At 47.9% G+C, this 16,754-nt stretch carries 15 protein-coding genes; 4 read left to right on the top strand and 11 right to left on the bottom strand.

Annotated elements, in window-relative coordinates:
- Positions 1-6 precede the first annotated feature (6 nt).
- Together NQ502_RS16040 and NQ502_RS16035 are read right to left on the bottom strand one after the other, a co-directional pair.
- A complete protein-coding gene (locus NQ502_RS16040) occupies positions 7-981 on the bottom strand; it encodes a uroporphyrinogen decarboxylase family protein (RefSeq protein WP_028527385.1) in 975 nt (324 codons plus the stop codon).
- Complete coding sequence (locus NQ502_RS16035; protein WP_260046570.1) at positions 968-1,090, bottom strand: hypothetical protein; 123 nt, start codon at positions 1,088-1,090, stop codon at positions 968-970. The genes NQ502_RS16040 and NQ502_RS16035 overlap by 14 nt, the downstream gene beginning before the upstream one ends.
- Before the next feature lie 362 nt (positions 1,091-1,452).
- On the opposite strand from NQ502_RS16035, the gene NQ502_RS16030 reads away from it, so the two are divergent.
- Positions 1,453-2,526 carry a GntR family transcriptional regulator gene (locus NQ502_RS16030; RefSeq protein ID WP_028527386.1) on the top strand — a complete coding sequence of 358 codons (1,074 nt, stop codon included), beginning with the start codon at positions 1,453-1,455 and terminating at the stop codon, positions 2,524-2,526.
- Between the two features lie 15 nt (positions 2,527-2,541).
- The gene (locus NQ502_RS16025) at positions 2,542-3,384 is read left to right on the top strand and encodes an AraC family transcriptional regulator (protein WP_049898012.1); all 843 of its coding nucleotides are present in this window, start codon (positions 2,542-2,544) and stop codon (positions 3,382-3,384) included.
- Positions 3,385-3,387: 3 nt separating this feature from the next.
- On the opposite strand, the gene NQ502_RS16020 is transcribed toward NQ502_RS16025, so the two are convergent.
- Genes NQ502_RS16020 through NQ502_RS16010 form a run of 3 tightly spaced genes read right to left on the bottom strand, consistent with a single transcriptional unit; the run spans position 3,388 to position 6,269 of the window.
- The gene (locus NQ502_RS16020) at positions 3,388-3,987 is read right to left on the bottom strand and encodes a TVP38/TMEM64 family protein (RefSeq protein WP_028527387.1); all 600 of its coding nucleotides are present in this window, start codon (positions 3,985-3,987) and stop codon (positions 3,388-3,390) included.
- A 21-nt stretch (positions 3,988-4,008) separates the two neighbouring features.
- Positions 4,009-5,058 (bottom strand): glycosyltransferase family 4 protein, encoded by a 1,050-nt coding sequence (locus NQ502_RS16015; protein WP_028527388.1) that lies wholly within the window; start codon positions 5,056-5,058, stop codon positions 4,009-4,011.
- Positions 5,040-6,269, bottom strand: a complete 1,230-nt coding sequence (locus NQ502_RS16010; protein ID WP_083963124.1) for a glycosyltransferase family 4 protein — start codon at positions 6,267-6,269, stop codon at positions 5,040-5,042. The genes NQ502_RS16015 and NQ502_RS16010 overlap by 19 nt, the downstream gene beginning before the upstream one ends.
- Before the next feature lie 240 nt (positions 6,270-6,509).
- Between NQ502_RS16010 and NQ502_RS16005 the strand changes: the two genes are divergently transcribed.
- Entirely contained in the window at positions 6,510-7,043 is a 534-nt protein-coding gene (locus NQ502_RS16005) for a cysteine hydrolase family protein (RefSeq protein ID WP_028527389.1), read from the top strand.
- 52 nt (positions 7,044-7,095) lie between these two features.
- On the opposite strand, the gene NQ502_RS16000 is transcribed toward NQ502_RS16005, so the two are convergent.
- The 4 genes from NQ502_RS16000 to NQ502_RS15985 form a co-directional block, all read right to left on the bottom strand.
- Complete coding sequence (locus NQ502_RS16000) at positions 7,096-8,136, bottom strand: aldose epimerase family protein (protein ID WP_341349384.1); 1,041 nt, start codon at positions 8,134-8,136, stop codon at positions 7,096-7,098.
- 88 nt (positions 8,137-8,224) lie between these two features.
- The gene (locus tag NQ502_RS15995; RefSeq protein ID WP_407691146.1) at positions 8,225-10,828 is read right to left on the bottom strand and encodes a cation-translocating P-type ATPase; all 2,604 of its coding nucleotides are present in this window, start codon (positions 10,826-10,828) and stop codon (positions 8,225-8,227) included.
- A gap of 304 nt (positions 10,829-11,132) precedes the next feature.
- On the bottom strand, positions 11,133-11,444 hold the full coding sequence (locus tag NQ502_RS15990; protein WP_028527392.1) for an AzlD domain-containing protein: 312 nt from the start codon (positions 11,442-11,444) through the stop codon (positions 11,133-11,135).
- A complete protein-coding gene (locus tag NQ502_RS15985; RefSeq protein WP_028527393.1) occupies positions 11,434-12,138 on the bottom strand; it encodes an AzlC family ABC transporter permease in 705 nt (234 codons plus the stop codon). The genes NQ502_RS15990 and NQ502_RS15985 overlap by 11 nt, the downstream gene beginning before the upstream one ends.
- A gap of 217 nt (positions 12,139-12,355) precedes the next feature.
- On the opposite strand from NQ502_RS15985, the gene NQ502_RS15980 reads away from it, so the two are divergent.
- Complete coding sequence (locus tag NQ502_RS15980; protein WP_044982936.1) at positions 12,356-15,556, top strand: ATP-binding protein; 3,201 nt, start codon at positions 12,356-12,358, stop codon at positions 15,554-15,556.
- A 46-nt stretch (positions 15,557-15,602) separates the two neighbouring features.
- Here NQ502_RS15980 and NQ502_RS15975 read toward each other — a convergent pair whose 3' ends face one another.
- Together NQ502_RS15975 and NQ502_RS15970 are read right to left on the bottom strand one after the other, a co-directional pair.
- Positions 15,603-16,178, bottom strand: coding sequence for a zf-HC2 domain-containing protein (locus NQ502_RS15975; RefSeq protein ID WP_028527394.1), 576 nt, complete (start codon positions 16,176-16,178; stop codon positions 15,603-15,605).
- Positions 16,168-16,656, bottom strand: coding sequence for an RNA polymerase sigma factor (locus tag NQ502_RS15970; RefSeq protein ID WP_028527395.1), 489 nt, complete (start codon positions 16,654-16,656; stop codon positions 16,168-16,170). Before NQ502_RS15970 ends, NQ502_RS15975 begins: the two co-directional genes overlap by 11 nt.
- Positions 16,657-16,754 lie beyond the last annotated feature (98 nt).

The following is a 16,754-nucleotide window of genomic DNA, read 5'->3' as shown; positions in this document are numbered from 1 at the left end:
AGGTTCTTAGTCTCTGCCTTTGGCACAGTTGATTGCGTTCAACATCGCAATAATATTCTCAACCGGTACGTTCGGCATCAGTTCCTGAGACGGTGCAATGATCAGCCCGCCGTCCTTCCCCAGGGTATCAATAACACGAAGCGTCTCGTCATACACTTTCTCCGGCTTTTCGAACGTCAGCAGCTGCTGTGTATCAATCCCACCGTAGAAACAGAGATCCTTTCCGTATTCTCTCTGCAGAAATTGAAAATCCATACATGCCTGTACCGGCTCCAGCACATCCAGTCCGATATCAATCAGATCCGGTATGTAGTCTGTTACATTACCGCAGGTATGCATCTGGATCGGAAGTCCTGCGTCCTTGTAAACAGCAAACAACCGTTTCAGGTGTGGTTTGATCAGCTTTTGGAACATGGGAACAGACAAAAACGTCGTGATCTGCGTACCCAGATCATCTCCGTGGTGTGCCATCGGAAATCCGCGCCTGATACACTCCCTGGCGATCTCAACCTTGTAATCTGTGATTTTTTCCATCAGAGCACAGGCAAGGTCCGGTTCCGTCACGAGCAGCGCCATAAAATCCTCAAATCCCACCAGATTAAAAGCTCGTTCAAATATTCCGCAGTATCCATTTACAAATACGAGATACTCCTCACCGTACTGTTCTTTTTCTTCCATCGCAAACCCGAACAGATTGTCCATATCGTCAAGACTCGGAGGATTCCACTTATCCAGCATCTCTTTGTCCAGATCCGCCAGGGGATGTCCATAATTGAAAAATCCGCTCGGTGCATAGACATCAAATTCCATCTCCCACCGGTCCCAGACACGGTTCGTCCCCCAGTCGATTCTGGCACATCCGTGTTTCTCCGCCAGTCTGGTTTTCTCCACATCTCCGCAGTACCAGCAAACGACATCGTCCATCTGACACGTCATATGGTAATGATTATCAAGATATTCATCAAATTCATCCCATGGCATCCACGACCTTCTGTTTTCCCGTTCCTGTCGCAAAGGCTATCTGACTTGGCAGATAAGAGGTATCTTTTCTTGTAATCACATCGAGAGTCCGCTCCGCTTTCGTTCTCATCTTTGTTTCCCCCTGTCAGTGAATAAAATTTGTATGTTTTTTTAATTTGTACTCTTTATTGTTTGATTTAATTTATCTGTCTATTTTTTCTTGTTTTTAATTGTATTTTATTTGTATATTATTGTCAACGTTTTTATCTGTTTTTTTCTTTTTTTGTATATGTTATATAAGCCCAATTTTATATTTTTGTATATTATTTTGTATTTTTTAGTTATTATTTGATTTATGGTCCGATTTTTTGTATTTATAAATTTTACGCCGCATTTAATTTGTATTTATTTTGTACGCTTATTGATTTTTTTACATACCAATTGTATAATAAGGTGAAAACAAACGTATATAAATAAGAACAGAGGTGTGTGATGGCAAAATATTTACAGGTATCGGAATGGATCTTATCCAATATTGCCGAAAACAATTTAAAACAAGGAGATAATATTCCCCCGGAGCTTCAGCTCTCGCAGACGCTTCATGTCAGCCGCCAGACTGTGCGGAAGGCCATAGAACATCTGGTTTCCAGGGGTATACTGACAACGATCCAGGGAAGCGGGACTTATGTGGCACATCCGCCGAAGCTCCGTGCAGCTCCCGTCTCCTCACAGAATATCGCAGTCATCACAACGTACCTGGATTCCTATATCTTTCCTCAGAAAATCAGCGCTATCTATGATGCTCTCGCCAGGTCCGGATTCCTTATGAACCTCCTGGGCACTAACAACAGTGCGGAGACTGAACATTATGTTCTCTCTTCACTGCTGGACAAGGACTTTGCGGGAATCATCCTGGAGCCCAGCAGATCGACTCTGCCGAGGATCCAGCCGGAATTATACCGGCAGCTGAAGGAGACCTTTCCTATCGTATTGATCGACTGTAATTACAGCGACATCAGTCTGCCGCGCATCGCATTGGACGACAGGGAGGGCGGGTATCTTGCCACAAAACATTTGCTTGAACACGGACACCGTGATATTATGCATATAGGAAAACTCGATGATCTTCAGGGAATTTACCGTTATCAGGGTTATCTGCGTGCACTGCAGGAATATCAGATTATTCCCCGGGAGACCGATGTACTCTGGTATACCAACGAAACTTCTCCTTCCATGTTTCTTGATGTTCAGGAGGAGAGGGTCCTGGCATGCCTGGAAAACCACTCGGCCGTCTACTGCTATAACGACCTTATGGCTTCAGCACTGCTGGCCTTTCTGACAGATCACGGCATCCGGGTTCCGGATGACTTATCGGTTGTCGGATACGATGACTCCCCGCTGGCGAGGCAGGGGATGGGGCTTACCACCGTCGTGCATCCGAGCGTGGATATCGGGCTGAAAACGGCAGAAAATCTTGTGAAATTGATACATGATCCTACATTTGACGCGAATTATACGTTTACCCCAAAACTGGTGGAACGCGATACCGTAAAAGACCATACTTAAACTGGAGGCGATACCATGAAACCTATCGGAGAAGCCGGAATCCTGGACCCATCGGATCTTTATATTAATTTTCCATCAGCATTTGCCAGAAAAAATCTCTTTTTCCTGGACAGATGCGGGCATTATTTTTTAAACAGGCACTATCTCATTTCGCGCAGCGCCCCGACAGAGATTCGTTTTCTCATACTCTACGTTGTAAAAGGCAGCCTGTCCCTGATCGTCGGCTCCAAAGACTACACGATCACGGAAAATGAAATTGCAGTTGTCGACACTCGGAAATACCATATCTATGCATCCAATGAACTTACGGAAATGTACTGGATCGGATTTGACGGCTGCTCCTCCGACGAACTGGTGACAGAAATCTGCCGATACGGGCATGTCTATGTCCCCATTAATCTGACACGTACCTATGACCTGCTTCGAGAGATTCTGAGTGGTTTTCGGGATCAGGCTCCCCTGTGCGAGGAACTGACCTCCAGCTATATTCACATGATACTGTCCGATATCCTGATGCGGACGAAAATGAAAAAAAATGCCAGGGAGTCCATTATCAGTGAAATCATGAATTATATTCAGATCCACTATCAGGAACCCCTGACACTGACCGGGCTGGCCGACATCGCCTGCCTGAATCCCAGTTATTTTTCCACAAAATTCAAGGAGGAGACCGGAATCTCCCCCAAAGAATACATCCTGAACACCCGCATGAATGCAGCTAAGATCCTGTTGTCGGACACCGGTCTCACGATCCGCCAGATAGCAGTCAGTACCGGGTTTCAAAATGACGCTTATTTTTCCTATTATTTTCGCAAGAAACTCGGAGTGTCTCCCAGCGAATACCGTCAGGCGCACTGAGCATTATGCGGCGCAGAGCATCGATATCCCCTGCATGATTCCAGTCAGTCCAAGGCTGTATAAAAAGATGGAGAGCGGCTTTCCCAAAAGTATGATGAGGACAAATTTGCCAAGTCTCATCTCTGTCAGCCCCGCCAGATAACAGAGCAGATCATCCGGGGCCACCGGGAAGAAGATAGCTGCCGCAAATGCCTTATCGAACTTCTTTCCTTTTTCAAGCCACCCGATGTATTTATCATACGTTTTTTCTTTAAAGACCGTCATGACTATCGGTTTCCCATATCGTTTCGACAGCAGGAAGACAATGATGGAGCCGATGCAGATCCCCGTATAATTATAGACAAAACCCCAGAAAGGACCAAAAATGAGTACACCTCCCAGGCATCCGATCGCTCCCGGAAGAATCGGCACTACCACCTGAACGATCTGTATTGCCGTAAATATCACCGGCGCAAAGATTCCAAATCCATCCAGAAACATCTGCAGTGACTCCCTGGATGTGAAAATCTGCCTGTTCATGCCGTATATGATAAATGCAGCGGTCCCGGCCAGTCCCAGGACCGTAACTGTGTTCATGCAGAATGCCGTATATTTTTTTTCCATCGTTTTCCTCCTCGTCCGCCTTCAGTTTTCCGCCGCTTTTTTCTCCGTCTTCCCGGCAACAAGGCTCAGATAATACTGCCTCCACAACTGTGCCACATGCTCTCTGCTGTAGAATTTGTGCCCGGCAAACGACTGGTGAGCAGCCTCCATGTAAAAGCCCGTCTCCATGCTCAGACGTTTTAACAAAATTTTAAACTCTCTGTCAGTATTTCCTTTTAACACATAATCAAACAGAATCGGCTGATAAATTTCCAGATCTCTCACCACGATCGGAAGACCGCAGTTCATAGCCTCCAGAATCGTCATCGGAAACAGTTCCTCATAGGAAGCCAGGAACATAACGTCTGCCATATTGTAAATATCGTTCATGCGCTCCCTCTCCACCATACCGAGAAAACGGACGTTATCAGGCAAATCTTTCAACGCCTGCCTGATCTCATCATACCCGTCTGAAATTTTTCCGAATGAAAAGCCTCCTGCCCAGACAAACTGGATTTCCGGCATACTCTGCGCAATGCGGATGAAGTCCATGACGCCTTTTCGTTTCTGGAGCTGTCCAACACTCAAGACCGTGAACTTTTCTTCCTCCAGTCCATATTCTTTACGCACCTTTCTTCGCCGCTGCATCGGCAGCGGACAAAATCTCTCCTCCGACACTACATTCGGTATATAAGTAATCTTTTCCCTCGGCACGCCATACTTTTGCAGTGCATCGATAAAATACGGGTTGACCGTCACCAGGTGGTCCATCCGCTTATAAAACGCGATCATATACCAATAGAACAGTTTTCTGGCAAGTCCCGGAAGGCGGATACTGTTTTCCACGGTCTCAGGAAGAAAATGAACGTATCCCACGGTTGTCCCTTTCTTCTTATGAAAGGGAACTCCCGCCAGAAATTCCGGATTGATAGAATGATAATGCGTAATATCGCTTGTCCCTCTCGCATTTTCCATAACCTCAAAGCTGTCTCCCAGCATATCCCTTACCAGAGCTACCTGTTCATCGTGTGCGGACAGTACGCCGTGTCCTTTTGCCGCATCCGCCTTTGACATCATATTGATTTTGTACATCTTCCTCCTCCTCTCAAAGCTCTGCACATCGCCACACGGTATAATTCCCCGCCCAGCCCTGCTGCCGGCCGTCCTGCGATACTCCTGTAAATCCGTTCCATGCTCTCACCAAAGTTTTCTGCCGAATAACGCCTGGCGGACTCCGCCGCACAGAAAGCCATTTCTTTTCGATACTCGTCATCATCCAGAAGACGCCCAAGATATTTCTGAAATTCTTCATAATTCTGATACTGATACCCATTGCAGCCATTTTCTATCACCTGCGCCAGGCATTCATCTTTTCTGCAGAGTGCGGGAAGTGCATTGGCAAGCGCCTCAATATACGTAAGACCCTGTGTCTCACTGTTGGAGGCACTGACAAAAACGTCGCCCAGCCGGTAATAATCGCCCACCTCCTGAGGTTTCACCATACCAGCGAATACCACCTGCCCCTGCAACCCGAGGCGTGCCGACTCCTGCTCCAGTTCCGCGCGGCAGGGTCCGTCGCCCACGATAAGATACGTCACATCACTGCGGCCTGTGTGTTTGATGTACTGCAGGATTTCCGTAATGTTTTTTTCACGTGCAAGCCGTCCGACACTCACGATCACCTTGTTCTCTTTGGGTATCCCAAGCTGTTTTTTCAGCTGTTCCCGCCGCGTTTCATCCGGCACCGCCTGATATTTCCTGATGTCAATCCCCGTCGGAACAACCGAGACCGGCGCTTCCACTCCATACGTCTTCAACAGGCTGCGCACTTTTTCGGTCGGCGCCACTACCGCGTCCACCTTCGATAGCAGCCGCCTGCTCCATACGGAAACTACCTTTCTGCCCACCGTCACTGACGGTGAAAAATAATGCGTGTAATCTTCATACACCGTATGATAGGTGTGAACAATCGGGCACCTGCAGTTTCTGGAAATCTTCAGGGCGCATAAAAATGTCGTGAACTCACACTGTGAATGAATGATATCCGGTTTCCACTGAATCAGTTCCTTTAAATACGAATTCCTCGATGATATGGATGCTCTCGCATCAGGATATATCTTTCCAATCCCAAATGATCTCAGATAATATACGCTGCCGTCCCTGCGCTGCTTTCCGTCTTCTGCCAGCGTCAGTACCCGTACCTCATGCCCTCTCTCTTCCATCTCCTTCTTCAGATTTAAAACGGAAGTCACAACTCCGTTCACTGCCGGTGCATACCAGTCTGTCGTAATCAGTATCTTCATCGGATTCCCTCCTGTCCGTATCTTTCTCTTCGTGTGATATCTAAAGTCTAACATCTCTCTGTATTGCCAGCCATCGATTTACCTGACATTAATCTTACAATTTTGTAATATCATCGTGTTATTCTTCTCTTTCAGGATAATATGGCGCACTTAAGAAATCATACCGAAATTTCTTAAGTTTTCTTTAAAACGATTATCTGTTAGAATGAAGTATCAGAACAAGAAGGAGTGAAGAATTCTATGAAAAAACTACTGATCGTTGTCGATATGCAAAATGATTTTATCAACGGTTCTCTCGGAACTTCCGAGGCAGAAGCGGTCGTACCCGCCGTTCAGAAAAAGATCGAACGCTGCCAGGCAGAAAATGCCGCCATCGTTCTGACGATGGACACGCACGCCGATGATTACCTGGATACTCTGGAAGGCAGAAATCTCCCTGTCAGGCATTGTATCAAAGACACACCGGGCTGGAAGCTGCACAGCGGTATCGCCAGTCTCATCTCCGGCTATCCTCATACCATCTACGAGAAAATAACCTTTGGCTCCTCCGCATTCGCCGCAGACTTATCGTGCGGAAAGTATCAGGATTATACGGACATTGAACTGGTCGGTCTTTGCACCGACATCTGCGTGATCTCAAACGCTCTGCTGGTGAAAACATTCCTGCCGGAGGCTCACATCCTCGTGGACGCTTCCTGCTGTGCCGGCGTGACGCCTGAAAGTCATGAGAATGCATTAAATGCCATGAAGATGTGCCAGATAGAAATCATATGAAAATGTACCGGCTGTCTTTTCGGGCAGCCGGTACCTTTTTATATGTTGAGAATTAGAATCTGAATCTGTAAATTGTCGTCGAATCGTAATTCTGCCCCTTTTTCAAAACCGGACTTTCGAACGCGGGCTCATTCACCGAATTCGGAAAATACTGAGTCTCCAGACAGAGCCCCTGCCTCGGATGATACGGTATCTGACCTTTGCCTGCAGGCCCTTTGATAAAGTTGCCGATGTAAAACTGAATGCCCGGCGTGTCAGTCAGGACCTCCATGGATATCCCGCTCTTCGGGCTGCTCACCTTTGCGGCGGGACGGACTTTTTTGTCATATTGGTTCAGCACATAATTGTGGTCATAACCGCCCGTGAATTTCAGCTGTTCAAACTCTATGTCCATATTGGCCGCGATCTCTTTTGTCTCCGTAAAATCCATCGGCGTTCCTTTTACCGGCTGGATGATTCCGTTTGGAATCGCTTTCTCATCCTTCACCGGTGTAAAACGCTCTGCATTGATCCATACCATATGGTCCATAATGGATGGGTCGTCATGACCGCTCAGGTTAAAGTACGAATGGTTTGTCATATTGACAACCGTATCATCATCTGCAATGCCGGTGTAATGCAGAATCACCTCATTCTCATCGGTAAGTTCATATGTCACGGAAATTTCCAGATTTCCCGGAAACCCCTGATCCATCGCCGGACTCTGCAGTGTAAATGTCACATACTGCCCGGCGCTCCCGGTCACCTGCCACATACGGTGTTCGTACAGATCCGGACCGCTGTGAAGATTATTTCCGTTGTTATTTTTCCCCAGCTGATACACGGTGCCATTCAGCCGAAAGATTCCGTGCTCAATACGGTTTGCGCCGCGTCCGATCACCGCTCCGAAATGAGGTGGATTTTCCTCATATTCCTTTACGCTGTCATATCCGAGTACTACATCTTTCATATTTCCGTTACCATCCGGAATCAGAACAGAAACCAGTATCGCTCCGTAGTCGATGAGCTGTATGGTCATGCCATTCTTATTACAGATTTCATACCGGGTGACGGTTTCCCCCGATGTTGTTTTTCCAAAAACACTCTGTTTCATAGCCATGGTCCTTTCTAATGAATCTGTTATCATGTGTCGCTACCATGATTATAACTGATTTTTTTCATATCCGCATCAGAATTTTAAATCAGAGGTTCACCGCACCTTTTATAATCTTGACAAGCTGAATCAATACCGTCGGAACGACCGCCAGCAGATATACAATGCCAATCTGATGTCCTGTCAGTGTCGCAACAGAGAATATTCTCTTCAGAAATGGCACGAACATAACCAGGCTCAGCAGGGCAACTCCTGCAGCGAATGCCCCGAGACTGTACCAGTTCCTCCTGAATCCGATCTTAAATATCGACTGGTCACTCCTGCAGTTAAAACCGTGGAACAGCCGGGCCAGCGTCAGTGTACAGAATGCCATTGTACTGGCTACCGCGGCATCTCCGCCTCTTAAACCTACGGTAAAAGCCGCCATTGTACAGACCGCGATCAATCCGCCCTGAACCAGAAGAGACAGCATAAAGTCTTTCGTCAGTATTCCAGTCTTCGGATCCCTCGGCTTTTGTGACAGCAGATTTTTTTCCGCGGGCTCCATTCCGATTGCAATCGCCGGCATGGAATCCGTCAGCAGGTTAATGAACAGCAGGTGAACCGGTGCAAACGGTACCGGTAATCCCATAATGGATGTGTACAGCACAGACAGAATGCCTGCCATATTCCCGGAGAGCAGAAATTTTATCGCATTTTTGATGTTGCGGTATACATTTCTGCCGTTTGCAACTGCTTTGATGATCGTCGCAAAATTATCGTCCGTCAGCACCATAGATGCCGCGTCTTTTGAGACCTCAGTACCGGTGATTCCCATAGCCACACCGATATCCGCCTTCTTCAGGGCGGGAGCATCGTTCACACCGTCTCCCGTCATCGAAACGATATTGCCTCTGCGCTGCCATGCATCCACAATCCGTATCTTATTCTCCGGGGATACCCTGGCATACACCGATATTTTTTGAATATCACGGTCCAGCTCTTCTTCCGTCATTGCATCCAGTTCCGTTCCGGTAACGGCCAGGTCACCTTGTTCAAAGATTCCAATTTGTCTGGCAATGGCCGCCGCTGTCACTTTGTGGTCTCCGGTTATCATGACCGTCCGGATCCCCGCACGTTTCGCATCTGCAACTGCACGGATGGACTCTGTTCTCGGAGGGTCTACCATGGCAATCAGACCCAGGAACGTGTAGCCGTTTTCTGATTCCAGGCTGAGCACATGGTCTTCTTCCACCTCCTTGTATCCGAAAGCCAGCACACGCAGTCCCTGTGAGGAGAATTCCATGTTCTGTTCTGTGATCCTGCTGCGGTCGGCATCCGTCATCTCGAAAATACCGTCCGTCGTTCTGATATGTGTTGTCCTCGGCAGAAGTACGTCGACAGCCCCCTTCGTCAGGACAGTCGGAACTCCGTGAAGCGCATACTTGGTACTCATCAGCTTTCGCTCAGAATCAAACGGGATCTCTTCCATTCGCTTCATCATCTCCCGCATGATCTCATCATCCACACTCGTCTTTCTGGCCATCTCAAGCAGTGCAAACTCTGTTGGATCCCCGATTCCCTTGCCGTCAACGATGGCGGAGTCATTCGTCAGGATGGCATTGTACAGGATATAACGGTGCAGCTGATTGTGCAGATCCAGTTGTTCCGGGTTCAGAATCTGACCGTCGATAAAAATCTTCTGAACAGTCATCTTATTCTGCGTCAGGGTACCTGTCTTGTCTGAGCAGATGACAGACACGCATCCCAGGCTTTCCACCGCTTTCAGCTCTTTAATGACTGCGTTTTCCCTTGCCATCTTCTGTGTTCCCATCGCCTGTACGATCGTGACGATAGAACTTAAAGCCTCCGGAATCGCAGCTACCGCGAGCGCTACCGCGAACATCAGGGAATCCAGGATGGGCATCCTCCGGTAAAGGCTCAGTGCAAATACCACTCCACAGATAATCATGATGACAATGGCAAGTTTGCTGCTGAAATTGTCAAGGCTCACCTGCAGCGGTGTCTTTTTCTCCTGCGTAGCGTTCATGAGACTGGCGATTTTCCCCATTTCGGTCTGCATTCCGGTTTCTGTCACAACCGCCTCCGCACGTCCGTACGTGACAAGACTCCCTGAATAGACCATATTAACCCTGTCACCCAGGGGAAGCTCACCTTTCAGGATCTCCTCCGACTTCTCAACATTGGTTGATTCCCCGGTCAGCGAACTTTCGTTAACCTGCAGCGAATAATTGTGCAGAATGCGCCCATCCGCCACCACCATATCTCCGGCTTCAAGCAGAAGAAGATCACCGGGTACGACTTCCCTGGAATCAATCTCGATCTTCTGCCCGTCCCGGATGACTTTCGCACTCGGCGAAGACAGTGACTTCAGGCTTTCCAGTGATTTCTGCGCTTTTTCATGCTGCACTGTTCCCAGGATGGCATTGAGTATGATGACCGCTACTATGACGATCGTGCTTTCGACATTTCCCGAAAACATGGAGATGATTGCTGCTGCGATCAGGATCACTACCAGCAGGTCTTTAAACTGTTCAAAAAACACCTGGACGGCACTTTTTTTCCTGCCTTCCAAAAGGACATTCTCGCCCTTTTCTTTCAGAACTTCTGACGCCTTCGCGGCAGTCAGCCCTTCGTCTGATACCCCCAGCTCCTTCAGCACCTGATCTCCTTTTTTCTGGTACCACATCATAATTCTTTCCTCCATTCATTTGATCTGCCTTGCCGTGCGATCCCGCGGAGCACTTTTGCCGCACAGGGAATGATGTTTCTTATGCAATAAAAAAGACTCTTAATGTACTTGTGGAATTTCGCATATTCCATAAGTACACTAAAAGTCTTGTAACCCATCAATCAAGGCATGCATCACCAGACTGCATCCTGCAGCCGCGTTTGTTGACAATGCATTTAAACTACTCCCTCTTAATGCAATTCGATTGTTATCAAGTATAGCTCCTTTCCGTCTCAGTGTCAACCGCTTTTTTTGATATATCGGTTCAAATGCTCATAGCAAGCTGGACAGCAAATACTACTGCACACGCTCCTGCCGCTACCGGGAGCAGGCCTTTCCCCTTATACGCCAGGAACAGCGCTGCAGCAAACCCACAGGCAGCCGAGACCATATCGCCGGTCGCATACAGAATGGCCGGAAATGTCATCGCAGCCAGCGTCGCATAGGGAACATAGTATAAAAACGACTGGATATACCGGTTTGTGATTTTTTTGCGTATCAATGTCAGAGGCAGCGCACGGACTGCATATGTCACTGCCGCCATGACCAGTATGTAAATATAGATATTACCCTGCATTTTCCGTCTCCTTTCGCGGGAACAGCCATGCCGCCGCCCCTGCAACGATCAGTATGATCATGATGATCTGCATGCCGGAAGAGATTTCCCGAAGACCGGGGGTATAGCGCATAACACATCCCAGTATCATCGCACAGACCACGACTCCCGCCACTACTCTGTCCTTTTTCGCGGCCGGCAGGATGACCGCCAGAAACATACCGTAAATTGCGATGCCAAGGGCGTTAATGATACTAACCGGGAGCACATTTCCGCAGATAACACCGACCAGTGTTCCAAGCCCCCATCCGGGAACTGCTGCCGACATCAGGCCGTAGGAATACCATGGGCTTAAGGTCCCGGGCCTGCACACGCTCACCCCAAAGATCTCATCCGTCACTCCGTATGCCATGAAAAACCTGTGGATCGGATTCATCTCTGACGATAATTTCTGTGACAGTGAACATGACATCAGAAAATACCTCATATTGATCACCAGCTGCAAAAATGCCATCTCAAAATATGTGGCGGATGCCGCGATTGTATCAAGCGACGCAAACTGTCCGGCTGATGTAAGATTTGTCACCGACATGAGCACCGCCTGAAACGCAGTCATGCCGACCGCGCGAGCCTGTATGCCAAACGCAAAAGATACTGCAAAATATCCAAAACAAATGGGAAGTCCGTCCCGCACTCCCCGCTGCCATTCTCTCATCTACCGTTCCCCCTGCTGCAAAATGTAAGCCCATCGTCATCCCGAACGGCTCGGAGCGTCAATGGACCCTTTCAAATACGTGAATATTCTACCACAGTTTTTTTTATTTCTCAATTACAGAATCTTTTTTATGAACTTTTTCATGAAGAAACTTGCAACCATCCCTGGAATAACATAAAATGATGGAAAGGTCATAAGAGAAAGGAGTTCCCGTTGTATGCCCGATTATTTTAACGATATAAAAAAAATTCAGGAAGTACTGCACGAAGGGCGGACAGGCCTGTGGGTCATTGAACTGGAGGAAAGCGAAAGACCCCGGATGTATGCAGACGGTGCAATGCAGGAATTATTGGGACTTCAAGAAGAACTCCCTCCCGAAGAATGCTATCAGTACTGGTATGATAGAATCGATCCGGACTACTATCCGCTCGTACAGTCCGCCGTGCAAAAACTTTGTGCAAATGAACGTTCCGAAGTGCAGTACCCATGGCTTCACCCGCAGCATGGTCGTGTTTATATCCGCTGCGGAGGTATTCGCGATTGGAACTACACAGGTGGAGTCTGTCTGCGCGGGTATCATCAGAATATTACCGACACCACTGTGATGAAACATGAATTCGATACTGTTATCCAGACCCTGGGCGAGAATTATATCGGTATCCTGCTGTGCAATGTCACTGATCAGAGCTTCAAGGTTATTAAACTTCCGGAAAAATTTCTGCAGCTGTCCGCAGACTATTCGGATTTCCACACATTTTTTCAGAATTACGTGGATGCAGAAGCAGCACCGGAGTACAGGGAACTGCTGCTTGAACTCACCAATGCCGACCATATTCTTCAGCACCTTGGCCGGGGAGAAACCCGCTTTGAAACCCTCTATCGGAACAGTGCCGGAAACTGGCGCCGGGTCCTGATCGTTCCTTCTTTACATTATTCTCCCGAATACCCCTGGGTGATCGCAGCATTCGATGAACAGGACCGGGAAATCGAACGGCGGATTGACGACGCGGCGTCTCAGACAGCATTTTCCCAGATCTATAAGCTGGCACTCAACATCAATACGGAAAAAGCGGAATACCACTGTATCCACTATTCCGGCAGCCTTCTGCGGCTGTCCCAATACGGAAGATTCGATGATTTTTACCGGCAGCTCCTGCCCTTGCTGCCGCTGGAAGACCGGCAGGAATTTGATCGTATATTAAGCCCCTCCAGCTATCAGAACTGTGGTTATAAGGAAGGCACCCTGCGTCTGTATGCTGAAAACGGCGGTCTTCATTACTACCGATATTATTCCTCCCGTATTCTCCAGGATATGGAGGAACGGATTCTTTTAACTATCAGAAATGCCGACGACAGACAGGAAGCCGAACAGCGGGAAAATGTACTTTCAAATTTGTGTCAGTGCTACTATTCCATCTATATCTTCGATCTGGTCAACGATACGGAAAAACCGATCTGGCAGGAGCTGGCTATTCATGAGCAGAATGCATTTCCCATGGGCAGCCTCTCTTCCTATTACGAGAAATTTATACAGCAGCATGTTTTCCCGGATGATCAGGAAAAAATGCGTAGAGCCGGCAGCCCGGAGTTTCTCCGGCAGGTTCTCACGCCGGAACAGCCGGTATATGATATTGATTTCAGACGAGTTTATTCCCACGGCATTGAATGGGTGCGTTCGCGTTTCAGCATTTCTGAAATGATCAACGGTCAGGTGACCAAGGTCATATTTGCCAATATGAATATAAATGAACAAAAACTCGAGGAACTGGAAGAGGAGCGCCGAAAGAAACTCTACTTTGAATACCAGAATATCATCAAAGGGCTTTCCTCATTCTATCACTCTGTCTTTTATGTTGATCTTGAAAACGATACCTTTCAGTCATTCGCACTTTCAGAGGACCTGAAAGAATATATCGGTTCATCAGACAGTTATACTTTTTTAAAAGATGTTTATACCCGGCGTGCCATCCACAGGGATGACCAGCAGCAATTTGCACATTCTCTGTCCGCAGCGGAAATCATACGCAGAATCAGTTCCGGCGACACCATCTATGCACTGGAATTCAGGCGAAACTACGGCGGTTATTTCGGTTGGATGAGAGTACATATCATTCTGGCTGAGAGCCGCAGCGGCATTCCAACCAAAATCATCCTGGCAGCACACAGCGTGGAGGAAGAAAAAGAACAGGAAGAGCAGAACCGCAGAGCATTGCTGGCAGCATATGAAACAGCCAAGCAGGCAAATGAAGCAAAAAGCAGTTTTCTGGCTCAGATGTCCCATGACATCCGTACACCATTGAACGCCATCATCGGCATGACTTCCATCGCCTCCTCACAGGCGGATGATCCTGATAAAGTAAAAGAGTGTCTGGATAAAATACAGTTTTCCAGCCGGCACCTCCTGCACCTGATCAATGAGATCCTGGATATGTCCAAGATCGAAAAGGGGAAGCTTGAGCTGATGGAGGAACCGTTTTCCCTAACTGAACTGATTGAGGAAGTTTATTCTATCATACGCACTGACGCCGTCAGCAAAAAGCAGCACATTACGTTTGATATCCTGGACGTCATCCATGACCGTCTGCTCGGGGACAGCAGCCGTATCCGTCAGCTTCTGATCAATCTCGGAGACAATGCGGTCAAATATACCCCGGAGGGCGGACGGATCAACATTACCGTTCAGGAGGTTTCCAGCCAGTCACAATCCGCAGGTTGTTTTGTCTTTACCGTTGAGGATAACGGAATTGGAATAGACAGGGAATTTCTGAACTATATTTTCGCACCCTTTTCCCGCGCTGAAAACGCAAAGCTTCAACATATTCAGGGGACCGGTCTCGGAATGTCCATCGCACAGGGGATCGTCTCTGCGATGCAGGGGGATATCCGGGTCGAAAGCGAACTGGGCGCCGGAAGCCGCTTTGTCGTTACTTTAAATCTGAATATCGCTCAGCCGGAAGCCTTCTCCTTCGCAGAGCCGGAATATTCCGATCCTCCCGGAGAGTCTGCCACAGTGCCGGCGGACTCCATCCTGACCGGCAGGAGTGTCCTGCTGGTGGAGGATAACCCACTGAATATGGAGATCGCCCAGACCATACTTTCACAGGCCGGTCTGATCGTATCCACAGCCGAAAATGGTCTTGAGGCGCTGCATATGTTTACCGCATCTGAACCGGGAACCTATCATGCAATCCTGATGGACCTGCAGATGCCCGTCATGGACGGCTACACGGCGGCACGCAGAATCCGAAGCAGTGCCCACCCGCAGGCGGCCGATATACCGATCATCGCACTGACTGCCAATGCCTTTCCCGAGGACATTAACAAGTCCCTGGCAGCCGGCATGAATGACCATATATCAAAACCAATCGATTATCAGAAGCTTCTGGACAGACTTGGGAAGGCTTTCCGGAGACTATAAAAGAAAACCAGAGAAAAACTCTGTACAGAGCAGAGTTTTTCTCTTTTTACTTATCTTTTTCCTCAACCAGCTCTCCATTTTCGAACATAACGATCTTATCTGAGAATTCGATCGTCCACCTGCAGGGATCATCTTCCGGCCCAATCTCTTCTTCCCATCCCATGCTGCCTTTTCCCATCCCCAAAGATTTCTCTACGGATAACACTTTCAAATACGAATTTGCTCCGGTAAACACAATGTCATATCCCGGCTTCGTCTCCATCGTCAGATACGCGACATCGCCTCTTGTCCCATATGTCAGCGTAACATCTTCATACCTTGCCTTACTGTATGTCCTTGGCTGCATCAGCGTCAGAACCATGATCAGTGCAGCGGCAGTGATGATCCCTCCCGCGATTCCGATTCGGCGCCTTCTCTTCTTTATCTTTTTCAGCAGCTCCACATCATGGATCTCTTCATCGCTGATAACCACCGGCTCATCGATTTCTCCCTTCATCTCCTGGCAGCATTCGCTGCACTCTTTACATGTCTTCAGATGTTTTTCTATTTCCTTATTGCTCTCCTCACTCGTCAGGCCATCAATATATAACGGCAGCAAATCCTGAATCACCTTACACTTCATGGCGGCTCTCCTTTCGTATTCTCTGTTTACCACGATAAAATGTCACTCTCGCCCAATTCTCATCCTTATCCAGAATCTCTCCAATTTCTTTAAAACTGAAGTTGCCCGTCAGCCGAAGATACATGACTTCCCTCAAGGGTTCCTCCAGTGCATGCAGCAGCTTATACAGCTCAAGAACCTCAATTTTCTCTATGGCAGACCGTTCCGGCTCCGGTCCTGCATCCGGAATTTCTTCCGTCAACTCAGACCGCTTTTCTTTTGACTTTTTCCTTAATTCTCTGCACCACAGATTCCTGGCGATCTGGCACAGCCATACGTAAAGTTTGCAGTCCCCCCGGAAACTGTCAATCGACTTCATTGCCTGAAAAAAAGTCTCCTGAGTCAGCTCCTCGGTCAGATGAGTATCATGGCAGAGACTGAACAGATACTTGTATACCTGCGGCATATATTTCTCATAAATCTGCTCCATATCCTGCATGATTTCCCTCCTTTGTATATAAGTGTCCGCAGTGTCAGTTTCGTTACAACATTCGGACATTATTTTACTCACAGCAAAAAAGAGTCACCGTTCCATGA

It is taken from the genome of Ruminococcus gauvreauii, assembly GCF_025151995.1.
Lineage (GTDB): Bacteria > Bacillota > Clostridia > Lachnospirales > Lachnospiraceae > Ruminococcus_G > Ruminococcus_G gauvreauii.
This window is presented reverse-complemented; position numbering and strand designations above follow the sequence as displayed.